Origin of the sequence: Mycolicibacterium iranicum, assembly GCF_014190915.1 — a bacterium.
Classification (GTDB): Bacteria; Actinomycetota; Actinomycetes; order Mycobacteriales; family Mycobacteriaceae; genus Mycobacterium; species Mycobacterium iranicum_B.
Genome location: NZ_JACHVU010000003.1, coordinates 244,996 through 259,589, shown reverse-complemented (window position 1 = coordinate 259,589; position 14,594 = coordinate 244,996). Strand labels below are relative to the sequence as shown.

The window sequence follows — 14,594 nt, the reverse complement described above, 5'->3', positions numbered from 1 at the left end:
TTCCGCAACAGCACCGGAGTTTCACGATGGCTCAGCGCCGATACGTCTCGATCCAGGACGCCGCCGACTACCTCGGCGTCACCGACCGCACCATCCGCGCCATGATCAGCGACGGCAGGCTGACCGGATACCGCAACGGCACCCGGCTCGTGCGGGTCGACCTCAACGAGGTGGATGCCAGGATGACGGCGTTCGGTGGTGGGGTGTCGGCGTAGGGCAGCCGCTACTGCCCCAGCGCAATCTTGGACAACGCTGCCGCGATGACCTGATCACGCCCCTGCGCGGCGTGCTGGTATCGCATAGCCGCCTGCGGCGTGGAGTGACCCAGACGGGCCATCAGCTCAGCCAGCGTGGCACCCGTGGCGGCAGCCAGTACGGCACCGGAATGCCGAAGATCATGGAATCGCAGATCGGGCCGGTCGGCGGCGGTGCGCGCCTTGTAGAACTGCCGGTAAAGGGTCGCCGGGGCCAGATGCCCACCATGAGCGGCGGGGAACATCAGAGCGTTCGGCCCACCGTCGACATGCGCCGCGAGGTGGTCGCGGAGCACGGGTACGAGGTGCGGCGGGATCGCTACGTCGCGGGTACCGGCGTCTGACTTCGGGGTGGTTACGAGGTAACCGTCATCGACGCGGACGACGGCGCGCTCCACACGGATGACGCCAGTGTGGGCGGTCTCCCCCTCGGCGTCGACAGCAATCTCCAGGATCACATCCTTTCGCCTCAGTTCGGTCAGCTCGCCGAACCGCAGCGCACACCACGCCGCCAACAGGATCATGGCCTGGTACTGGTCGGGCATCTCTGTGGTGATCTTTTCGATCTCGGGCAGCGTGGCGGGCCTGATCTTCTTTACCCGCTTCGTGCTTCCGGCCCCACGGATCAAGCACGGGTTGGCGCTAATCTTCCCGTCGCTGGCCGCTGTCGCCAGGATCGTGCGCAGCAGCCCGTAGGTGTGTGATCGCAGCGTGGGGGTGCCGGTGGCGAACGTGGCGTACCAGCCGCGAACATCATCGACGGTGATCGAGGTCAACGGCAGTGACCCGAACGGCCCGATCAGGTGGCGCTCCAACAGCACCTCGTAGTGCTCGCGGGTGCGCTGCTTGAGGTCACGCTGCTTGATCCAGCTGCGGGCGTAGTCCGCGAACGTGGTCCGCGTGATCTTCGGCGTGGCCTCCGGTGGCGTCCACGCCTTGCTGATGATCTCAGCCTGACGCAGGGCCAGCCAACCGCGCGCGTCAGCCTTCGCCAGAAACGTGGTCGGGGCCTTGTAGCGGCGTCCATCGGGGCCGTAGTACATGGCCCGGTACCGGCCGCTGGGCAGCTGCTGGACCGTGCCGAACGTTCCGGCCTGCCTCGTCTTACGGCCCTCACCGCGCGCCATGCCGACCTCCGTGAACTGACCATCGTCGCGTGAACTGGGAGGAACCCAGCTCTCAGTTCATGCACTGAACGTGAACTGACACAGCACACTTTACTGCCGCGAGCTTCCTCATGGCTCCACTAGCGGAAAGTATTGTTAATGCAGCTCAAAGCGGGTTTGTGCTGCTCAACTACACTGAGGTTAGCAAACATGAAATACGATTCAATCCCAGTATCGCGCACCAGAGTTCGCAGAAAGTTCAGGCCCGCTCCGGCGGGCCTTTTCTGTTCCCTTGGGCTCCTGCAGCCCGGTGACACCACGCTGGTTTCGAACATATGATCGAACAATGGCCATGCAGGAGATCGGGCACGGGGGTCAGCCTCTGCGCACCGTCTTCCGGCGCGTCCACCCGCCCCGGGAGGTGCTGGTCGACCTGGTCGCACTGTTTCCCCGCGAACCCCACTGCGACGGCAGGTACCACCCCAAGGGGCTGCAGCTGGACTCGATCGTCGAAGGCCAGCTGACCTGCTGGGGTCTCAGCGAGCAGGGGCGGTGGTGGGGACTGGTCACCTATCCCGTGAAACACGGGAGCCACAAAGACCGCGTGACGCACTGGGTTCCGGCGTCCGTCCTGCGTGTGAAGTGAGGGCAGACGCCGTGACCAGAATGATCATTTGACGTTCGCCACAGGTACATCCCGTCGCCCCTGGCTGGAAGTGTGACGGACGTAGCCACCGATTGACTGAGCTGGTCTATACAGGCAGGCTGAAACCGTGATCGCGTTGAGTGAACAGCAGATCATCGATCAGCTCGCCCAGAGACTGGCCGATGCGCACGCCAAGGTGGAACCGGCCGAGGTCGCGAAGGTCGTCCACGAGCATTACGCCCACTTCGAGGGCCGTCCCATCCGGGATTTCGTCCCGCTCTTCGTCGAACGCCGCGCCACGGCCGACCTCACCAAGCTCCGCAGCTGATTCACGGCCGGCGGCGCGCCACCGGGAACGCACCCCTGGTTTCGCATCAGAGACCTATGCGGTTATCAGATGCCTCTCAGCTTCGGCCCCTAATTTCGGTGGTGTCCGGTCGAACAGACCGACCATCGACCAACCCGATACTCTCGGCCCGCCACCAACCCCCCGGGTGGCGGGCCGAGATCATTCCCGGGGTCGGAAACCTTACGGCGTGCCCACTGCACCGACTAATGTCGCAAGACGGCGGTACGGTTTCTGACGAGGTAAAGGTGGGACATGATCCGCAAGATGCTTGCAGCGGCCGCGCTCGGCGCTGCCGCTCTGTCCGCTGCGCCTGCTGCGTCGGCGGAGCCGGGGCCGCTCTACTTCGATGAGCCCGGGCGCTACGAGACCGATGTCCCCGGCATGAACTACGACGCCCATCTCACGGCCCCGTGCACGAACATGGACCGCTTCACCTTCGGGCGCGGACCGGGGGGTCAGGCGCTGCAGTGTCGGTGGATCCCCAATCAGTGGCCCCCCGTCTACACCGGGTTCTGGCAGATCAGCTACGAACTGTTCGGCGTGCGTGAAATCGGTAGCCGCTGCCCCAAGCCGCAGTCGGCCGCGCAGGCCCCCGACGGCCGGCCCCTCGTCTGCCTGGGTCCGCAGGGCTGGCAGGCGGGCAAGTACAACGGAGTCGGCTTCACCCCGATGTGAGCCTTACCCGCTGCGTAGCGTGCGACTCGGTTCTGTCCCGAAGACCTCTTTGTAGGCGCTGCTGAAGCGGCCTGGATGGCTGAATCCGCACCGGCCCGCGATCGACGTCACGGTGTCGAAGGCCGGATCGGCCGACTGCAATTCTCGGTGCGCGCGTTCGAGGCGCCGGCGCCGGAGATATTCCAGCGGCGTGGTGTCCAGATGTTCGCGGAATGCGTACTGGATTGCGCGTGGGGTGACATCAGCCGCGGCCGCGATGTCCCGAATTGTGATGTCGTACTGGGCGTTGTCGTGAATAAAGTCCAACGCCCGCCGCAGCATCCTCGGCTGCATGATCAGTTTCTCGTTAGCCCGCATCCTCCTTGGGATTCCCAGACTTCGCGCAGAACGAAACACCTCAGTGACCCATGCCACTCCCATGACACCATCGACGCATGACTGATCGCATCGAGGTGCCCCGCACGATCCCCGCCCCCGCCGCCGACATCTTTGCTGTCCTGTGCGATCCGCAGGGACACGTCGCCATCGACGCCACCGGCATGCTGCAGAACGCCAGCGGGGACCCGGTGCGGGCTGCCGGCGACTCGTTCGTCGTGCACATGGACCGCGAATCACTCAACGACTTTCCCGAACTCGGCCGCTACGACGTCACGGTGCAGATCAGAGACTTCGAGCCCGATGCCCTGATCTCCTGGACGATCCTGGGCCGCATCAAGCCTCAGATCGGTCACGTCTACGGCTACCGGCTCGAACCGGCCACAGACGGGACGCGGGTGACGTCGTTCTACGACTGGTCCGACATCGACCAGCACTGGCGCGACGCCGGCATCTTCCCGGTGGTGTCCGAACTCGCCCTGCGGGCCACGCTGGGAATCCTCGACCGGACGGTCCGCCGGGGGTATCCCCAGAGCTGATCGTCAACCGAGGGTTGACGCCGACGTTTCGTCAACCTACGGTTGACGCATGAGCGACTCCGCAAAGATCAGCCATCCCGTCCGCCTCGACGACCTGATCGACGTCATCAAGCGCGTCCACGACGAACCCCTCGAACAACTGACCGACGCCGTACTCGCGGCCGAGGCGCTCGGCGACGTCGCCGACCACCTCATCGGCCACTTCGTGGACCAGGCCCGACGGTCCGGTGCGTCGTGGACCGAGATCGGCAAATGCATGGGCGTCACGAAACAGGCCGCCCAGAAGCGCTTCGTTCCGAAAACCCCGACCGACATGGCCGCTCTCGATCCCGAGGCGGGTTTCGGCCGGTTCACTGAGCGCGCCCGCGCTGTCGTCGTGCAGGCACAGAACAAGGCGCACGCGGCGGGCAACGCCGAAATCCTGCCCGCCCACCTCGTTCTGGGCCTCTTCGACGACCCCACGGGCCTGGCCGGACGCCTTCTGGCCGCCCAGGGCATCGACTTCACGTCAGCGGGCGACCGCGTCTCGCTGCCCCCACGCGTCGGCGACGTCCCCGCCCTGATCCCGTTCGACGGCCGTGCGAAGAAGGCACTGGAGCTCACCTTCCGGCACGCGCTGCGCCTGGGGCACAACTACGTGGGCACCGAGCACATCCTGCTGGCGCTCTACGAGGAAGAGGACGCCGACGGCGTCCTGCACACCCTCGGCATCGACATCGACCGCTTCGAGCGTGAGCTGCGCGAGGCGCTGGAGGCGTTCACGACGACGTGAATCTCACACTCCGAGGACGCCCGGCGTCTTCATGACGTGAGGGTGCGACCGTTCGAAGAGATTGTGGCCAGCCACGGCGCCACCGTGCTGCGGGTCTGTCGGGCAGTCGTCGGTCCAGCCGATGCCGAAGACGCCTGGTCGGAAACCTTCCTGTCGGCGCTGAAGGCCTATCCCGGTCTCCCCGAGGGCACCAACGTCGAAGCGTGGCTGGTGACGATCGCCCATCGCCGCGCCCTGGATGTGGGCCGCGCCCGCACCCGGCGCGCAGTGCCCACCGACGTCCTGCCCGAGCGCGCCGACGCCAGGTCGGACCCGCAGAATCGCGATCCCGACCTGTGGGCGGCGCTCGAACGCCTTCCGGACAAGCAGCGCCATGCGCTGGCCTATCACCACATCGCCGGGCTGCCCTTCACCGAGATCGCGGTGATCTTGGGCAACTCCCCCGACGCCGCACGTCGAGCCGCCGCCGACGGCATGAAGACCCTGCGCCGCTACTACGCCGAGGACGACATCGCATGATCGACATCGCATTTGATGTTCCCCTGCCCGACGAGCAATCCACTCTGCGCCGCCTGCACGATCGCCTGGCGGCCGCGGCCGAACCGTCCGGGGTGCTCGACATCGCCTACCGGACGATCGACAGCCCGGTCGGGCCGCTGCTCCTGGTTGCCACTCCCCACGGCCTGGCCCGGGTGGCCTACGACATCGAAAACCACGAGTCAGTGCTGGCCCGGCTCGCTGCCGTGCTGAGCCCGCGGATACTGCACGCCCCAGCCCGCCTGGACACCGTCGCACGCCAGCTCGACGAGTACTTCGCCAAGCAGCGCACGACATTCGACGTACCGGTCGACCTCAGCCTGGCCGGCGGATTCCGGCGCAGCGTCCTCGACCACCTCCGCCGCATCGGCTACGGCGAGCGCGAAAGCTACGCCCAGGTCGCCACAGCGGTCGGCAGTCCACGGGCGGTGCGCGCCGTCGGCACCGCCTGCGCCCACAATCCACTGCCCGTGGTCATTCCGTGTCACCGCGTGGTGCGCTCCGACGGCACCACCGGGCAGTACATCGGCGGGGCCCACGCCAAAACCCTGCTGCTGGAACTCGAGACGGCGTGATGCGAAAGGCTTTGCGTGCCCACTCTGCGTGGCGGAGGCGCCGCCGCGCCGGTGCCTCCCGACCGGGCGCCGGCCCTCAGGTCCTCACGCCAAGACCATCCAGCCACCGCCGACGGTGTGCGATCATGCCAAGCATGCGTCGCTGGCTCGTACTCCTGACCGCCACCCTGGCAACCTTGGCAGGAGTCGTGGCCTCCCCCGCCGCGGCGGCCGACATCCCGATCGGGCGTCTCGGCGAGCCCCTGCGCGTGGAGTTCAAAGGCCTCGTCGCGGATGTGTCGGTCAACAACATCCTTCCCTCGCCTCCGCCGCCGGGGTTCGGTTATCCGCCCAGGGCGCCGCGCTATCAGGTGTTTCGCGCGGATGTGACAGTCACGCCGGTGCGCCTGCCCACGCCGTACGCCATGGCGATCACGTTCTCGTTCCGCGGTGTCACCCCGACCGCCGACGCGTACGAACCCCGCAACAGCGATGCGCCGGACGCGCTGCAGAACCTGATGGCCAATGCCCAGGTGGGCCAGACGTTCACCGGTGGCGTGTGGTGGGACTGCTACCGCGATCTGGTCAGCAACGTAGTGCTGCTGGACAAGATCACCGGTCAGCGCCTGGCGCAGTGGAACGTGTCCTGAAGGTCGGATTCGCCGACGCGGGGCAGGTCGCCGAACTCGCCGACCTCGCCGCCACGACTTTTCCGCTGGCGTGCCCACCGTCGGTCGGGCCCGACGATGTCGCCGCGTTCATCGCCGAAAACCTTTCCACGGCACGCTTCGACGCCTATCTCGCCGACCCGGACCGCACCGTGCTGACCGCCGAGGACGACGGACGACTCGTGGGCTACGCCATGCTGATCCGCGGGCTACCCGACGATCCGGACGTGCGCGGCGCTGTCACCACGGCGCCGACGATCGAAATCTCGAAGATGTACGTGCTTCCGGGCTCGCATGGTGGCGGCGTCTCGGCGGCACTCATGTCCGCGGCCCTGCACCATGCGTCCACACTGAACATGGCGTCGGTGTGGTTGGGCGTCAACCAACGCAACGAGCGGGCCCAGCGCTTCTACCGCAAGCACGGGTTCGAGGTGGCGGGCACCAAAACCTTCCGGCTCGGCGAACACCTGGAACAGGACTACGTGATGGTGCGGCCCGTCTGACCCGCCGCGGTCAGCGCCAACAGCCGCGACGTCGCACGCAGATACTTCTTGCGGAAACCGCCGGCCAGCATCTCCTCGCTGAACACCGTGTCGAGCTTGGCGCCGGACGCCACGACCGGGATGCCCGCGTCATAGAGCCGGTCGGTCAGCGACACCAGACGAAGTGCCACGTTCTGGTCGTCCAACGGGTGCACGCCGGTGATGAACACATGTGTGACGCCCTCGATCAGCGTCAGATACCGCGACGGGTGCATTGTCGCCAGGTGCGCGCACAGCGCATCGAAGTCATCCAGCGTCGCACCGCTCACCCCCGCCGCGCGCTCGATCACCTCCGCATCGCTGGGCGGCGTCGGCGCCGGCGGCAGGTCGCGCTGGCGATAGTCGGGCCCCTCGATCCGCACGGTGGTGAACATCGATGCCAGCGTGTTGATTTCACGCAGGAAGTCCTGGGCGGCGAACCGTCCCTCGCCCAACTGCTCGGGCAACGTGTTCGACGTCGCGGCCACCGACACGCCCCGCTCGACGAGGGCCGACAGCAGCCGGGAGATCAGCGTCGTGTTGCCTGGGTCGTCGAGCTCGAACTCGTCGATGCACACCAACACGTACTCCGAGAGCAGCTCGATGCACTCGACGAACCCGAACACACCGGCCAGCTGGGTCAACTCACCGAAGGTCGCAAACGCCCGCTTACCCTGGTCGGCCCCGCCCACGGCGTAGTACGACGACGCGAGCAGGTGGGTTTTGCCGACACCGAAGCCCCCATCGAGGTAGATCCCGACACCGGGCAGCACCTCACGCTTGCCGAACAGCTTCTTCTTGCCGGCGCGCCGCTGCACGGCCTGCTCACAGAACTTCTGGCACGTCTGCACCGCTGCGGACTGCGACGGCTCCCCCGGGTCGGGCCGGTAGGTGTCGAAGCTGACGTCGGCGAATGTCGGCGGCGGGATCAGCTGGGCGATCAGTCGTTCCGGCGTGACGCTGGGATGTCGATCGACGAGGTGTTCGACATCGCTGGACCCGTGCATGCAGGCACCTTAACGGCGTGCTGAGATTTCCCGTATGTCCGGCGACGCTGACGGGACGCACCTCACATTCCTGGGCCGCACCGATGAGGTCGGCCTCGACGACCTCGCAGAGCGCTACCGCTATCCCGACGGCCTACGCGCCTGCTGGGTGCGGGCCAACATGATCATGTCGGCCGACGGCGGCGCGACCAGCGCCGGGAAGTCCGGCGCGCTCGGTGGCGCCGGGGACCGCGCCGTGTTCACGTCGCTGCGAGATCTGGCCGACGTGGTGATCGTCGGGGCGTCGACGGCGCGCGTCGAGAACTACTCGGGTGCGCAGGTCAGTGCCACCGGGCGAGCGGCCCGCCGACGCCGTGGACAGTCCGAGGTGCCTCCCATCGCCGTCCTCACCCGCTCCGGGGACCTCGACGCGGACGCCGCGCTGTTCCACCACACCTCGGTCGCCCCGCTGATCCTCACGTCGTCTCGCGCCGCCGACGACACCCGGCGGCGCCTCGGGTCCCTCGCCGAGGTCATCGACGCCTCGGCAGCACTCCCGGACTCCGTCGACCTGGCCACCGCGCTGGCGATGCTCGCCGAGCGCGGCTTGCTGCGTGTACTGGCCGAGGGCGGCCCCGGCATTCTCGGCATGTTCACCCAGGCCGACCTGCTCGACGAACTTTGCATCACCGTGGCACCCGTGATGCTCGGCGGCGCACCGCACCGCATCGTCACCGGCGACGGCGAGGTGCGCCACGACATGCGTCTGGCACACGCTCTGGGCGACGACGCAGGCTACCTGTACCTGCGCTATCAGCGACGACGCGACGGAACGGCTGGGTAGGAGTGCACCCTTCGGTGATCAGTACTGTGGTGCCCATGCGTCGTGTGGTGCCGGCTGTCGTGCTGTCGCTGGCCGTGGTGCTCCCCCTGGCCGGCTGCTCGCCGGGGCTGGCCGCCAACCCGCGATACGCCACCGACTCCGGGGCCGGACCCCAGGGCGCGCCCGAGACCAGCGACCAGCCGGCCGGCCCGCCCGGTATCGAGGCGCCGAAGAACGACCTGTCCTGGCGGGACTGCACCTCTCGCGTCTTCGCCTCGGCATCGGTGCCCGCACTGCCCGGCGTGAAGCTGGACTGTGCGAGCTACGACGCCGATCTGGACTCCATCAACGGGGCCACCGGCACCGTCAGCATCGGGGTGGTCCGCGCGACCTCTGTCGAGACCCCCGCCGACGCCGGGCCGCTCGTGATGACCACCGGTTCCGACCTGCCGTCCTCGGTCCAGCTGCCGGTGTGGCTGTCCCGCGCCGGTGCGGACGTGCTCAAGACCCATCCCATCGTCTCGGTGGACCGCCGGGGCATCGGTATGTCGGGGGCGCTCGACTGCCGGGATCTGTTCGACCGCCAGGAGATGTTCGAGCAGGCCCAGTTCCAGTCCGGCGACGACCCGGTGGCAAGCCTGGGTGCGATCACGATGACCGCGACCACCAGCTGCACCGACACCATCGCCCCGGGCGACTCGGCCTACGACAACGCCCACGCCGCCGAGGACATCGAGCGCCTGCGGACCACCTGGGACGTGCCGGCGCTGGCGCTGCTCGGCATCGGCAACGGCGCGCAGGTCGCCCTCGCCTACGCCGGATCGCACCCGAGCAAGGTGGCCCGGCTGGTGCTCGATTCGCCGCTGCCCCTGGGCATCTCCGCCGAAGCCGCGACCGAACAGCGGGTCAAAGGCGAACAGGCCGCCCTCGACGCCTGGGCCACGCAGTGCCTGGCGACCAACTGCCCCCTCGGACCCGACCCCAAGGGTGCCGTCGATGCACTTCTGTCCGACGCCCGCGCCGGCCGCGGACCCGGCGGCGCGTCGGTGGCCGCCGTCGCCGACGCGATCTCGACCGCGCTGGGATATCCCCGCGGCGGCCGGGTGGACGCCGGCAACGAACTCGCCGTGGCCATCGCCGATGCCCGCTCCGGAGACACCAACGGCCTCAACAACCTGATCAACCAGGCCGAGACGCTGCGCCAAACCGACGGACAGTTCGTCAACACCTGCAGCGACGCCCTGAACAGGCCGACCCCCGACAGGGTCCGCGAACTCGTCGTCGCCTGGGGCAAGATATACCCCCAGTTCGGCACCGTCGGGGCCCTGGACATGGTCAAGTGCCTCAACTGGCCCAGCGGCAGCGCGCCGAAGGAGCCCGCCGAGCTCAAGACCCCCACCCTGCTGCTGGGTGTCGCGAACAACCCCATCGTCGGCAACGAGGGCGTCGCCGCGGTGGCCGCCACCGCCATCAACGCCGGGTCCTCTAACCGCAGGGTGATGTGGCAGGGCATCGGCCACGGCGCGATCATCTACTCCCCGTGCGCATTGCCTCCGGTCGTCGAGTACCTCACATCCGGGCAACTTCCCTCCACCGACACGTACTGCCCGGCCTGACGGAACGCCCGCAGGACTGCGGTACGGTGCGGGGCGTGCGTGATCTTGTGCTGACCGCGTTCCGACCCCGCACGTCGCCTCCGACGACCGCGTCGGTCCTGCGGTCGATCCTCTGGCCCCTGGCCATCATGGCGGTCATCCACCGCAGCTACGTCCTCGTCTTCAACCGCTACATCACCGACGATTTCGCGCCCGTCTACCGCGCGGTGATCAATTTCAAGTTCGGCTGGGACATCTACAACGAGCACTTCGACCACGTCGACCCGCACTACCTCTACCCGCCGGGCGGCACACTGATCATCGCGCCCTTCGCGTACCTGCCCGAGGTCGCGTCCCGGAACTGGTTCATCTTCTTCAACACCGTCGCGATCATCCTCGCCGGTTACTTTCTGCTGCGCCTGTTCAACTACACGCTCGCCTCGGTCGCGGCGCCGGCACTGCTGCTGGCGATGTTCTGCACCGAGAGCGTCACCAACACACTGGTTTTCGGCAACATCAACGGCGTCATCCTGCTGCTGGAGGTGCTGTTCTTCCGCTGGCTGCTCGACGGCAACCGCAGTCACGAATGGTGGGCCGGCGTCAGCATCGGCTTGACGCTGGTCGTGAAGCCGCTGATCGCACCCCTGTTGCTGCTCCCCCTGCTCAACCGGCAGTGGCGGGCCCTGGTGACGGCGCTACTGGTGCCGGTGGCCTTCAATGCCGCCGCCTGGCCGCTGATCAGCGACCCGATGAACTTCGTGACGCGCACCGTGCCCTACATCCTGTCCACCCGCGACTACTTCAACAGCTCGATCCTGGGCAACGGCCTGTACTTCGGACACCCGATGTGGCTGATCCTGTCGCTGCGCGTCCTGTTCGTCGTGCTCGGCGCCATTTCGCTGTGGCTGCTGTACCGCTACTACCGCACACGCGACCCGTTCTTCTGGATGCTGACGTCTTCCGGTGTGCTGCTCACGACGTCGTGGTTGGCGCTCTCCCTGGGCCAGGGCTACTACTCGATCGTGCTGTTCCCGTTCCTGATGACGGTGGTGCTGCCGAACTCGGTGATCCGCAACTGGGTGGCGTGGCTGGCGGTCTACGGCTTCCTGACCATGGACCGCTGGCTGCTCTGGCAGCTGCCCTCCACCGGACGCGCACTGGAGTACCTGAAGATCACGTACGGCTGGTCGCTGTTGATGGTCGTGGTGTTCTCGGTGCTGCTGTACCGCTACCTCGACGCCAAAGAGGACGGCCGCCTCGCCGACGGCATCGATCCGCCCTGGGTCGCGCAGCTCACGCCGACACGGGGACAGCCGAGTAGCCTGGCACCATGACAGCCCCCAAACTGGTGCTCAGCGACGACCAGTGGCGCGAACGGCTCTCCCCCGAAGAGTTCGCGGTGCTGCGGCAGGCAGGCACCGAACGCCCGTTCACCGGCGAGTACACCGACACCAAGACCGAAGGCGTCTACCAGTGCCGCGCCTGCGGAGCCGAGTTGTTCCGCAGCACCGAGAAGTTCGAATCCCATTGCGGATGGCCGTCCTTCTTCGACCCCGCCGACTCCGAGGCCGTCATCCTGCGCTCCGACGACTCACTCGGTATGCGCCGGGTCGAGGTGCTGTGCGCGAACTGCCACAGCCATCTCGGGCACGTCTTCGAAGGCGAGGGCTACCCGACCCCGACCGACCAGCGATACTGCATCAACTCGATCTCGCTGAAGCTGGTGCCCGCCGACTCCTAATCGGTCCGCGACGCCGCCAGGATCCGCTTCTGCGAGTGCAGCAGCTTCTCGATCGCTTCGGCCGGCAGCGGCGGACTGCAGAGATAGCCCTGTGCGACCTCACAGCCGTACTCCAGCAGTTGTGTTGCGGTCTCGGTGTTTTCGACGCCTTCGGCGACAGGGATGACGCCCAGCGCGTGCGCCAGGTCGACGACGGCGCGCACGATGGCCGCCGATGCCGGATGGCTCATGATGGGCGCGATGAACTCACGGTCGAGCTTGACCTCGTCCACCGGGAACTCCCGCAGGTACCACAGCGCCGAATAGCCGCTGCCGAAGTCATCGATGGCGACCCGGACTCCGGTGTCGCGCAACGTGTTGAGCACCATGCGCGTCTTGCCGAGGTTGTCGAGCAGCAGATCCTCGGTGATCTCGACGGTCAGCGCGTGCGGCGGCAGGCCCCGCTGCTCGAGCGCCTGGCTGATCTGGCGCGGCAACTCCGGGTCGCTGATCGCCGGCGCGAAGACGTTGATCGCCACCGGCACGCCGATACCGCGCTCGTACCAGCGGGCCGCGTCGTCGAGGGCGAGCTCGAGAACGATGGACGTCACCGACCGCATCAGGCCGTGCCGGCGGACGAGGGGCAGGAACTGCTGCGGCGAGAGCAGGCCGCGACGCGGGTGCGGCCACCGCACGAGGGCCTCGAGCCCGACGATGTCGTAGGTACGCAGGTCGAACTTCGGCTGATACACGACGCTGAGCCCGAAATGCTCGATCGCGTGCCGTAATTCGGCGAGGAGATGCTCGGAGTTCGGCCCGGCGCCCTCGTCGCGGGCGGTGTCGAGCTGAGGTCGGCCCGCCGCACCGCTGCCCGCCTGCGGCTCGAAGACCACGAGCGCCCCGGAACCGGACCGTTTGGCCGACCGCAGCGCCGCATCGGCCTGCCCGAGCAACTCGTCGCCGGTCACATCGGACTCGTCGGCCGGAGCGACGGCCAGTCCGATGCTGGGCCGCACGATCAGGTCCTCGTCGGCGATGACGAACGGACGCTCGAACGCCGTCACGACCCGGCGCCCCAGCGCCTCTGCGGTGTCGGCGTCGCCCTCCAGCAGCACCGCGAACTCGTCACCGCCGAAGCGGGCGACGGTGTCGGTGCTGCGGACCGTGCTGGCCAGCCGTTCGGCGACGCGCACCAGAACGGCATCGCCGCCGGGATGTCCGAAGTTCTCGTTGACCGACGTGAACCGGTCGAGGTCGAGCATCAGCACGGCCACCGCCGTCGAGTGGCGCTGATGCAGTTCGACCGCGTGCAGGAGGCGATCCTGGAACAGGGCCCGGTTGGCCAGGCCCGTCAACGGGTCGCGCAGCGCCTGGTAGGCGACTTTGACCAGCAGGCGCCGGTTGTCCGAGAGCACCAGGAACTGGCGGATCATCACCGCGAACACCGTCAGTGCCGCCGCGACGTACACCGGCCCGAGACCACCGATCAGCACCGGCGTGCAGACCACGGCCGACACCACGACCGGCACGTAGGGAAGCCACACCGCGGCCCGCGGCGAGGACGGCGCGGGCTGATTTCCGCTCTCACGCAGGGACTGCGGCGCCAGCAGCGCCGCGATGCCCAGGCACAGAAAGCCCCACGCCCATCCGATCGCGATGACGTGGTGCGCCTCGTAGCCGTCGACGGCGGTCAGATACGCGAACGCCAGGTCCGACAGCAGGATCAGCACCAGGCCGGCGGTGAGTGCGGCCAGCGACGGTCGCTTGTCCACCGACGCCCGCACCAGCATCAGCGACGCCATGCTCACGAGCGCGATGTCGACCATCGGATAGGCCAACGCCAGTTCCACGCCGACCGGGAAGTCGCCCTTGGCCGCGTAGACAGGGCCGAGCAGGGTCACCCAGGCCGCCCCGAAGAGCGCCGCACCGACGATCACACCGTCCAGGGCGAGCCGCAGCTGAACCCGCGGCGGATGCGCCAACAACAGGAAACCCAGGCACAGGCCGGCGCCGGCGAGGAACGCGGCATACCCCGCGTCTGCCAGCGACGGGAAGGTCTGCTCGCCGGTGATCAGGTCGTAGTAGCTCCAGGCGGTTTCACCGGCCGCCCACGCCGCCGCGCCGGCCGCCAGAGTCGCACACGCGGCGCGCACCTTGCCCCGGGTGCGGAACGCCCCTGTCACCGCGCACGCCGAAGCGAACGCGGCGAACAGGATCAGACCCGCGTCGTCGACTATCCGGATGACGGTGTCCCCGCCCCAACCGTTGACCAGCCACGTTGCGTAGCCGACGCCCACGATTGCGGCGCCCGCCGTCACCCCCCGTAGCTTCGGCATCCCGGCGAGTTTAGCAACCATCGCGACGCCACCAAACCGGCGCGCATTCGCCCAGGTGCGTTTGCTGACTTCTTCGCCAGGCGGATTAGTGCGGGTTCACGACCGCAAAGTCGGCGTGAGCACCGATTACCCAATCTA

The 14,594-nt window shown here is 67.7% G+C and carries 18 protein-coding genes; 14 read left to right on the top strand and 4 right to left on the bottom strand.

Annotated features, from left to right (window positions below):
* Nucleotides 1-26: 26 nt before the first annotated feature.
* The gene (locus FHR72_RS08495) at nucleotides 27-215 is read left to right on the top strand and encodes an excisionase family DNA-binding protein (RefSeq protein WP_183467502.1); all 189 of its coding nucleotides are present in this window, start codon (nucleotides 27-29) and stop codon (nucleotides 213-215) included.
* An 8-nt stretch (nucleotides 216-223) separates the two neighbouring features.
* On the opposite strand, the gene FHR72_RS08490 is transcribed toward FHR72_RS08495, so the two are convergent.
* Nucleotides 224-1,381, bottom strand: coding sequence for a tyrosine-type recombinase/integrase (locus tag FHR72_RS08490; protein WP_183467501.1), 1,158 nt, complete (start codon nucleotides 1,379-1,381; stop codon nucleotides 224-226).
* Nucleotides 1,382-1,712: 331 nt separating this feature from the next.
* On the opposite strand from FHR72_RS08490, the gene FHR72_RS08485 reads away from it, so the two are divergent.
* The 3 genes from FHR72_RS08485 to FHR72_RS08475 all read left to right on the top strand — a co-directional run bounded on the left by FHR72_RS08485 (nucleotide 1,713) and on the right by FHR72_RS08475 (nucleotide 3,030).
* Complete coding sequence (locus FHR72_RS08485; RefSeq protein ID WP_183467851.1) at nucleotides 1,713-2,006, top strand: hypothetical protein; 294 nt, start codon at nucleotides 1,713-1,715, stop codon at nucleotides 2,004-2,006.
* Between the two features lie 127 nt (nucleotides 2,007-2,133).
* A complete protein-coding gene (locus FHR72_RS08480; RefSeq protein ID WP_183467500.1) occupies nucleotides 2,134-2,334 on the top strand; it encodes a three-helix bundle dimerization domain-containing protein in 201 nt (66 codons plus the stop codon).
* Nucleotides 2,335-2,607: 273 nt separating this feature from the next.
* Entirely contained in the window at nucleotides 2,608-3,030 is a 423-nt protein-coding gene (locus FHR72_RS08475; RefSeq protein ID WP_183467499.1) for a hypothetical protein, read from the top strand.
* A 3-nt stretch (nucleotides 3,031-3,033) separates the two neighbouring features.
* Here FHR72_RS08475 and FHR72_RS08470 read toward each other — a convergent pair whose 3' ends face one another.
* Nucleotides 3,034-3,351, bottom strand: coding sequence for a helix-turn-helix domain-containing protein (locus FHR72_RS08470; protein WP_260155929.1), 318 nt, complete (start codon nucleotides 3,349-3,351; stop codon nucleotides 3,034-3,036).
* Nucleotides 3,352-3,464: 113 nt separating this feature from the next.
* On the opposite strand from FHR72_RS08470, the gene FHR72_RS08465 reads away from it, so the two are divergent.
* From FHR72_RS08465 to FHR72_RS08440, 6 genes are all read left to right on the top strand, one after another.
* Nucleotides 3,465-3,944 (top strand): SRPBCC family protein, encoded by a 480-nt coding sequence (locus tag FHR72_RS08465; protein ID WP_183467498.1) that lies wholly within the window; start codon nucleotides 3,465-3,467, stop codon nucleotides 3,942-3,944.
* Between the two features lie 49 nt (nucleotides 3,945-3,993).
* Nucleotides 3,994-4,716, top strand: coding sequence for a Clp protease N-terminal domain-containing protein (locus FHR72_RS08460; protein ID WP_183467497.1), 723 nt, complete (start codon nucleotides 3,994-3,996; stop codon nucleotides 4,714-4,716).
* Between the two features lie 36 nt (nucleotides 4,717-4,752).
* Nucleotides 4,753-5,235 carry an RNA polymerase sigma factor gene (locus tag FHR72_RS08455; RefSeq protein ID WP_183467496.1) on the top strand — a complete coding sequence of 161 codons (483 nt, stop codon included), beginning with the start codon at nucleotides 4,753-4,755 and terminating at the stop codon, nucleotides 5,233-5,235.
* Nucleotides 5,232-5,828 (top strand): methylated-DNA--[protein]-cysteine S-methyltransferase, encoded by a 597-nt coding sequence (locus FHR72_RS08450; protein ID WP_183467495.1) that lies wholly within the window; start codon nucleotides 5,232-5,234, stop codon nucleotides 5,826-5,828. Before FHR72_RS08455 ends, FHR72_RS08450 begins: the two co-directional genes overlap by 4 nt.
* A gap of 134 nt (nucleotides 5,829-5,962) precedes the next feature.
* Complete coding sequence (locus FHR72_RS08445) at nucleotides 5,963-6,457, top strand: hypothetical protein (RefSeq protein ID WP_183467849.1); 495 nt, start codon at nucleotides 5,963-5,965, stop codon at nucleotides 6,455-6,457.
* Nucleotides 6,442-6,978, top strand: coding sequence for a GNAT family N-acetyltransferase (locus tag FHR72_RS08440; RefSeq protein WP_183467494.1), 537 nt, complete (start codon nucleotides 6,442-6,444; stop codon nucleotides 6,976-6,978). Before FHR72_RS08445 ends, FHR72_RS08440 begins: the two co-directional genes overlap by 16 nt.
* Here the strand turns inward: FHR72_RS08440 and zapE are convergent.
* Entirely contained in the window at nucleotides 6,954-8,003 is a 1,050-nt protein-coding gene (zapE, locus tag FHR72_RS08435; RefSeq protein ID WP_183467493.1) for a cell division protein ZapE, read from the bottom strand. The genes FHR72_RS08440 and zapE overlap by 25 nt on opposite strands.
* 34 nt (nucleotides 8,004-8,037) lie before the next feature.
* On the opposite strand from zapE, the gene FHR72_RS08430 reads away from it, so the two are divergent.
* Genes FHR72_RS08430 through msrB form a run of 4 tightly spaced genes read left to right on the top strand, consistent with a single transcriptional unit; the run spans nucleotide 8,038 to nucleotide 12,141 of the window.
* The gene (locus FHR72_RS08430) at nucleotides 8,038-8,826 is read left to right on the top strand and encodes a pyrimidine reductase family protein (protein ID WP_183467492.1); all 789 of its coding nucleotides are present in this window, start codon (nucleotides 8,038-8,040) and stop codon (nucleotides 8,824-8,826) included.
* A 35-nt stretch (nucleotides 8,827-8,861) separates the two neighbouring features.
* Nucleotides 8,862-10,421, top strand: coding sequence for an alpha/beta fold hydrolase (locus FHR72_RS08425; protein WP_183467491.1), 1,560 nt, complete (start codon nucleotides 8,862-8,864; stop codon nucleotides 10,419-10,421).
* Nucleotides 10,422-10,456: 35 nt separating this feature from the next.
* Nucleotides 10,457-11,734 (top strand): arabinofuranan 3-O-arabinosyltransferase, encoded by a 1,278-nt coding sequence (aftC, locus tag FHR72_RS08420; RefSeq protein WP_311736091.1) that lies wholly within the window; start codon nucleotides 10,457-10,459, stop codon nucleotides 11,732-11,734.
* Nucleotides 11,731-12,141, top strand: coding sequence for a peptide-methionine (R)-S-oxide reductase MsrB (gene msrB, locus FHR72_RS08415; RefSeq protein ID WP_183467490.1), 411 nt, complete (start codon nucleotides 11,731-11,733; stop codon nucleotides 12,139-12,141). Before aftC ends, msrB begins: the two co-directional genes overlap by 4 nt.
* Here msrB and FHR72_RS08410 read toward each other — a convergent pair.
* The gene (locus tag FHR72_RS08410; protein WP_183467489.1) at nucleotides 12,138-14,456 is read right to left on the bottom strand and encodes a putative bifunctional diguanylate cyclase/phosphodiesterase; all 2,319 of its coding nucleotides are present in this window, start codon (nucleotides 14,454-14,456) and stop codon (nucleotides 12,138-12,140) included. The two genes, msrB and FHR72_RS08410, sit on opposite strands and share 4 nt — an antisense overlap.
* Between the last annotated feature and the right edge of the window lie 138 nt (nucleotides 14,457-14,594).

What these genes read in the sequence shown, in the direction of transcription:
- FHR72_RS08470 (WP_260155929.1), bottom strand. Translation starts at nt 3,351, where the DNA reads ATGCTGCGGCGGGCGTTGGACTTTATTCACGACAACGCCCAGTACGAC.
- FHR72_RS08495 (WP_183467502.1), top strand. Translation starts at nt 27, where the DNA reads ATGGCTCAGCGCCGATACGTCTCGATCCAGGACGCCGCCGACTACCTC.
- zapE (WP_183467493.1), bottom strand. Translation starts at nt 8,003, where the DNA reads ATGCACGGGTCCAGCGATGTCGAACACCTCGTCGATCGACATCCCAGC.
- FHR72_RS08430 (WP_183467492.1), top strand. Translation starts at nt 8,038, where the DNA reads ATGTCCGGCGACGCTGACGGGACGCACCTCACATTCCTGGGCCGCACC.
- FHR72_RS08445 (WP_183467849.1), top strand. Translation starts at nt 5,963, where the DNA reads ATGCGTCGCTGGCTCGTACTCCTGACCGCCACCCTGGCAACCTTGGCA.
- FHR72_RS08465 (WP_183467498.1), top strand. Translation starts at nt 3,465, where the DNA reads ATGACTGATCGCATCGAGGTGCCCCGCACGATCCCCGCCCCCGCCGCC.
- FHR72_RS08460 (WP_183467497.1), top strand. Translation starts at nt 3,994, where the DNA reads ATGAGCGACTCCGCAAAGATCAGCCATCCCGTCCGCCTCGACGACCTG.
- FHR72_RS08450 (WP_183467495.1), top strand. Translation starts at nt 5,232, where the DNA reads ATGATCGACATCGCATTTGATGTTCCCCTGCCCGACGAGCAATCCACT.
- FHR72_RS08475 (WP_183467499.1), top strand. Translation starts at nt 2,608, where the DNA reads ATGATCCGCAAGATGCTTGCAGCGGCCGCGCTCGGCGCTGCCGCTCTG.
- msrB (WP_183467490.1), top strand. Translation starts at nt 11,731, where the DNA reads ATGACAGCCCCCAAACTGGTGCTCAGCGACGACCAGTGGCGCGAACGG.
- FHR72_RS08410 (WP_183467489.1), bottom strand. Translation starts at nt 14,456, where the DNA reads ATGCCGAAGCTACGGGGGGTGACGGCGGGCGCCGCAATCGTGGGCGTC.
- FHR72_RS08425 (WP_183467491.1), top strand. Translation starts at nt 8,862, where the DNA reads ATGCGTCGTGTGGTGCCGGCTGTCGTGCTGTCGCTGGCCGTGGTGCTC.
- FHR72_RS08490 (WP_183467501.1), bottom strand. Translation starts at nt 1,381, where the DNA reads ATGGCGCGCGGTGAGGGCCGTAAGACGAGGCAGGCCGGAACGTTCGGC.
- FHR72_RS08485 (WP_183467851.1), top strand. Translation starts at nt 1,713, where the DNA reads ATGCAGGAGATCGGGCACGGGGGTCAGCCTCTGCGCACCGTCTTCCGG.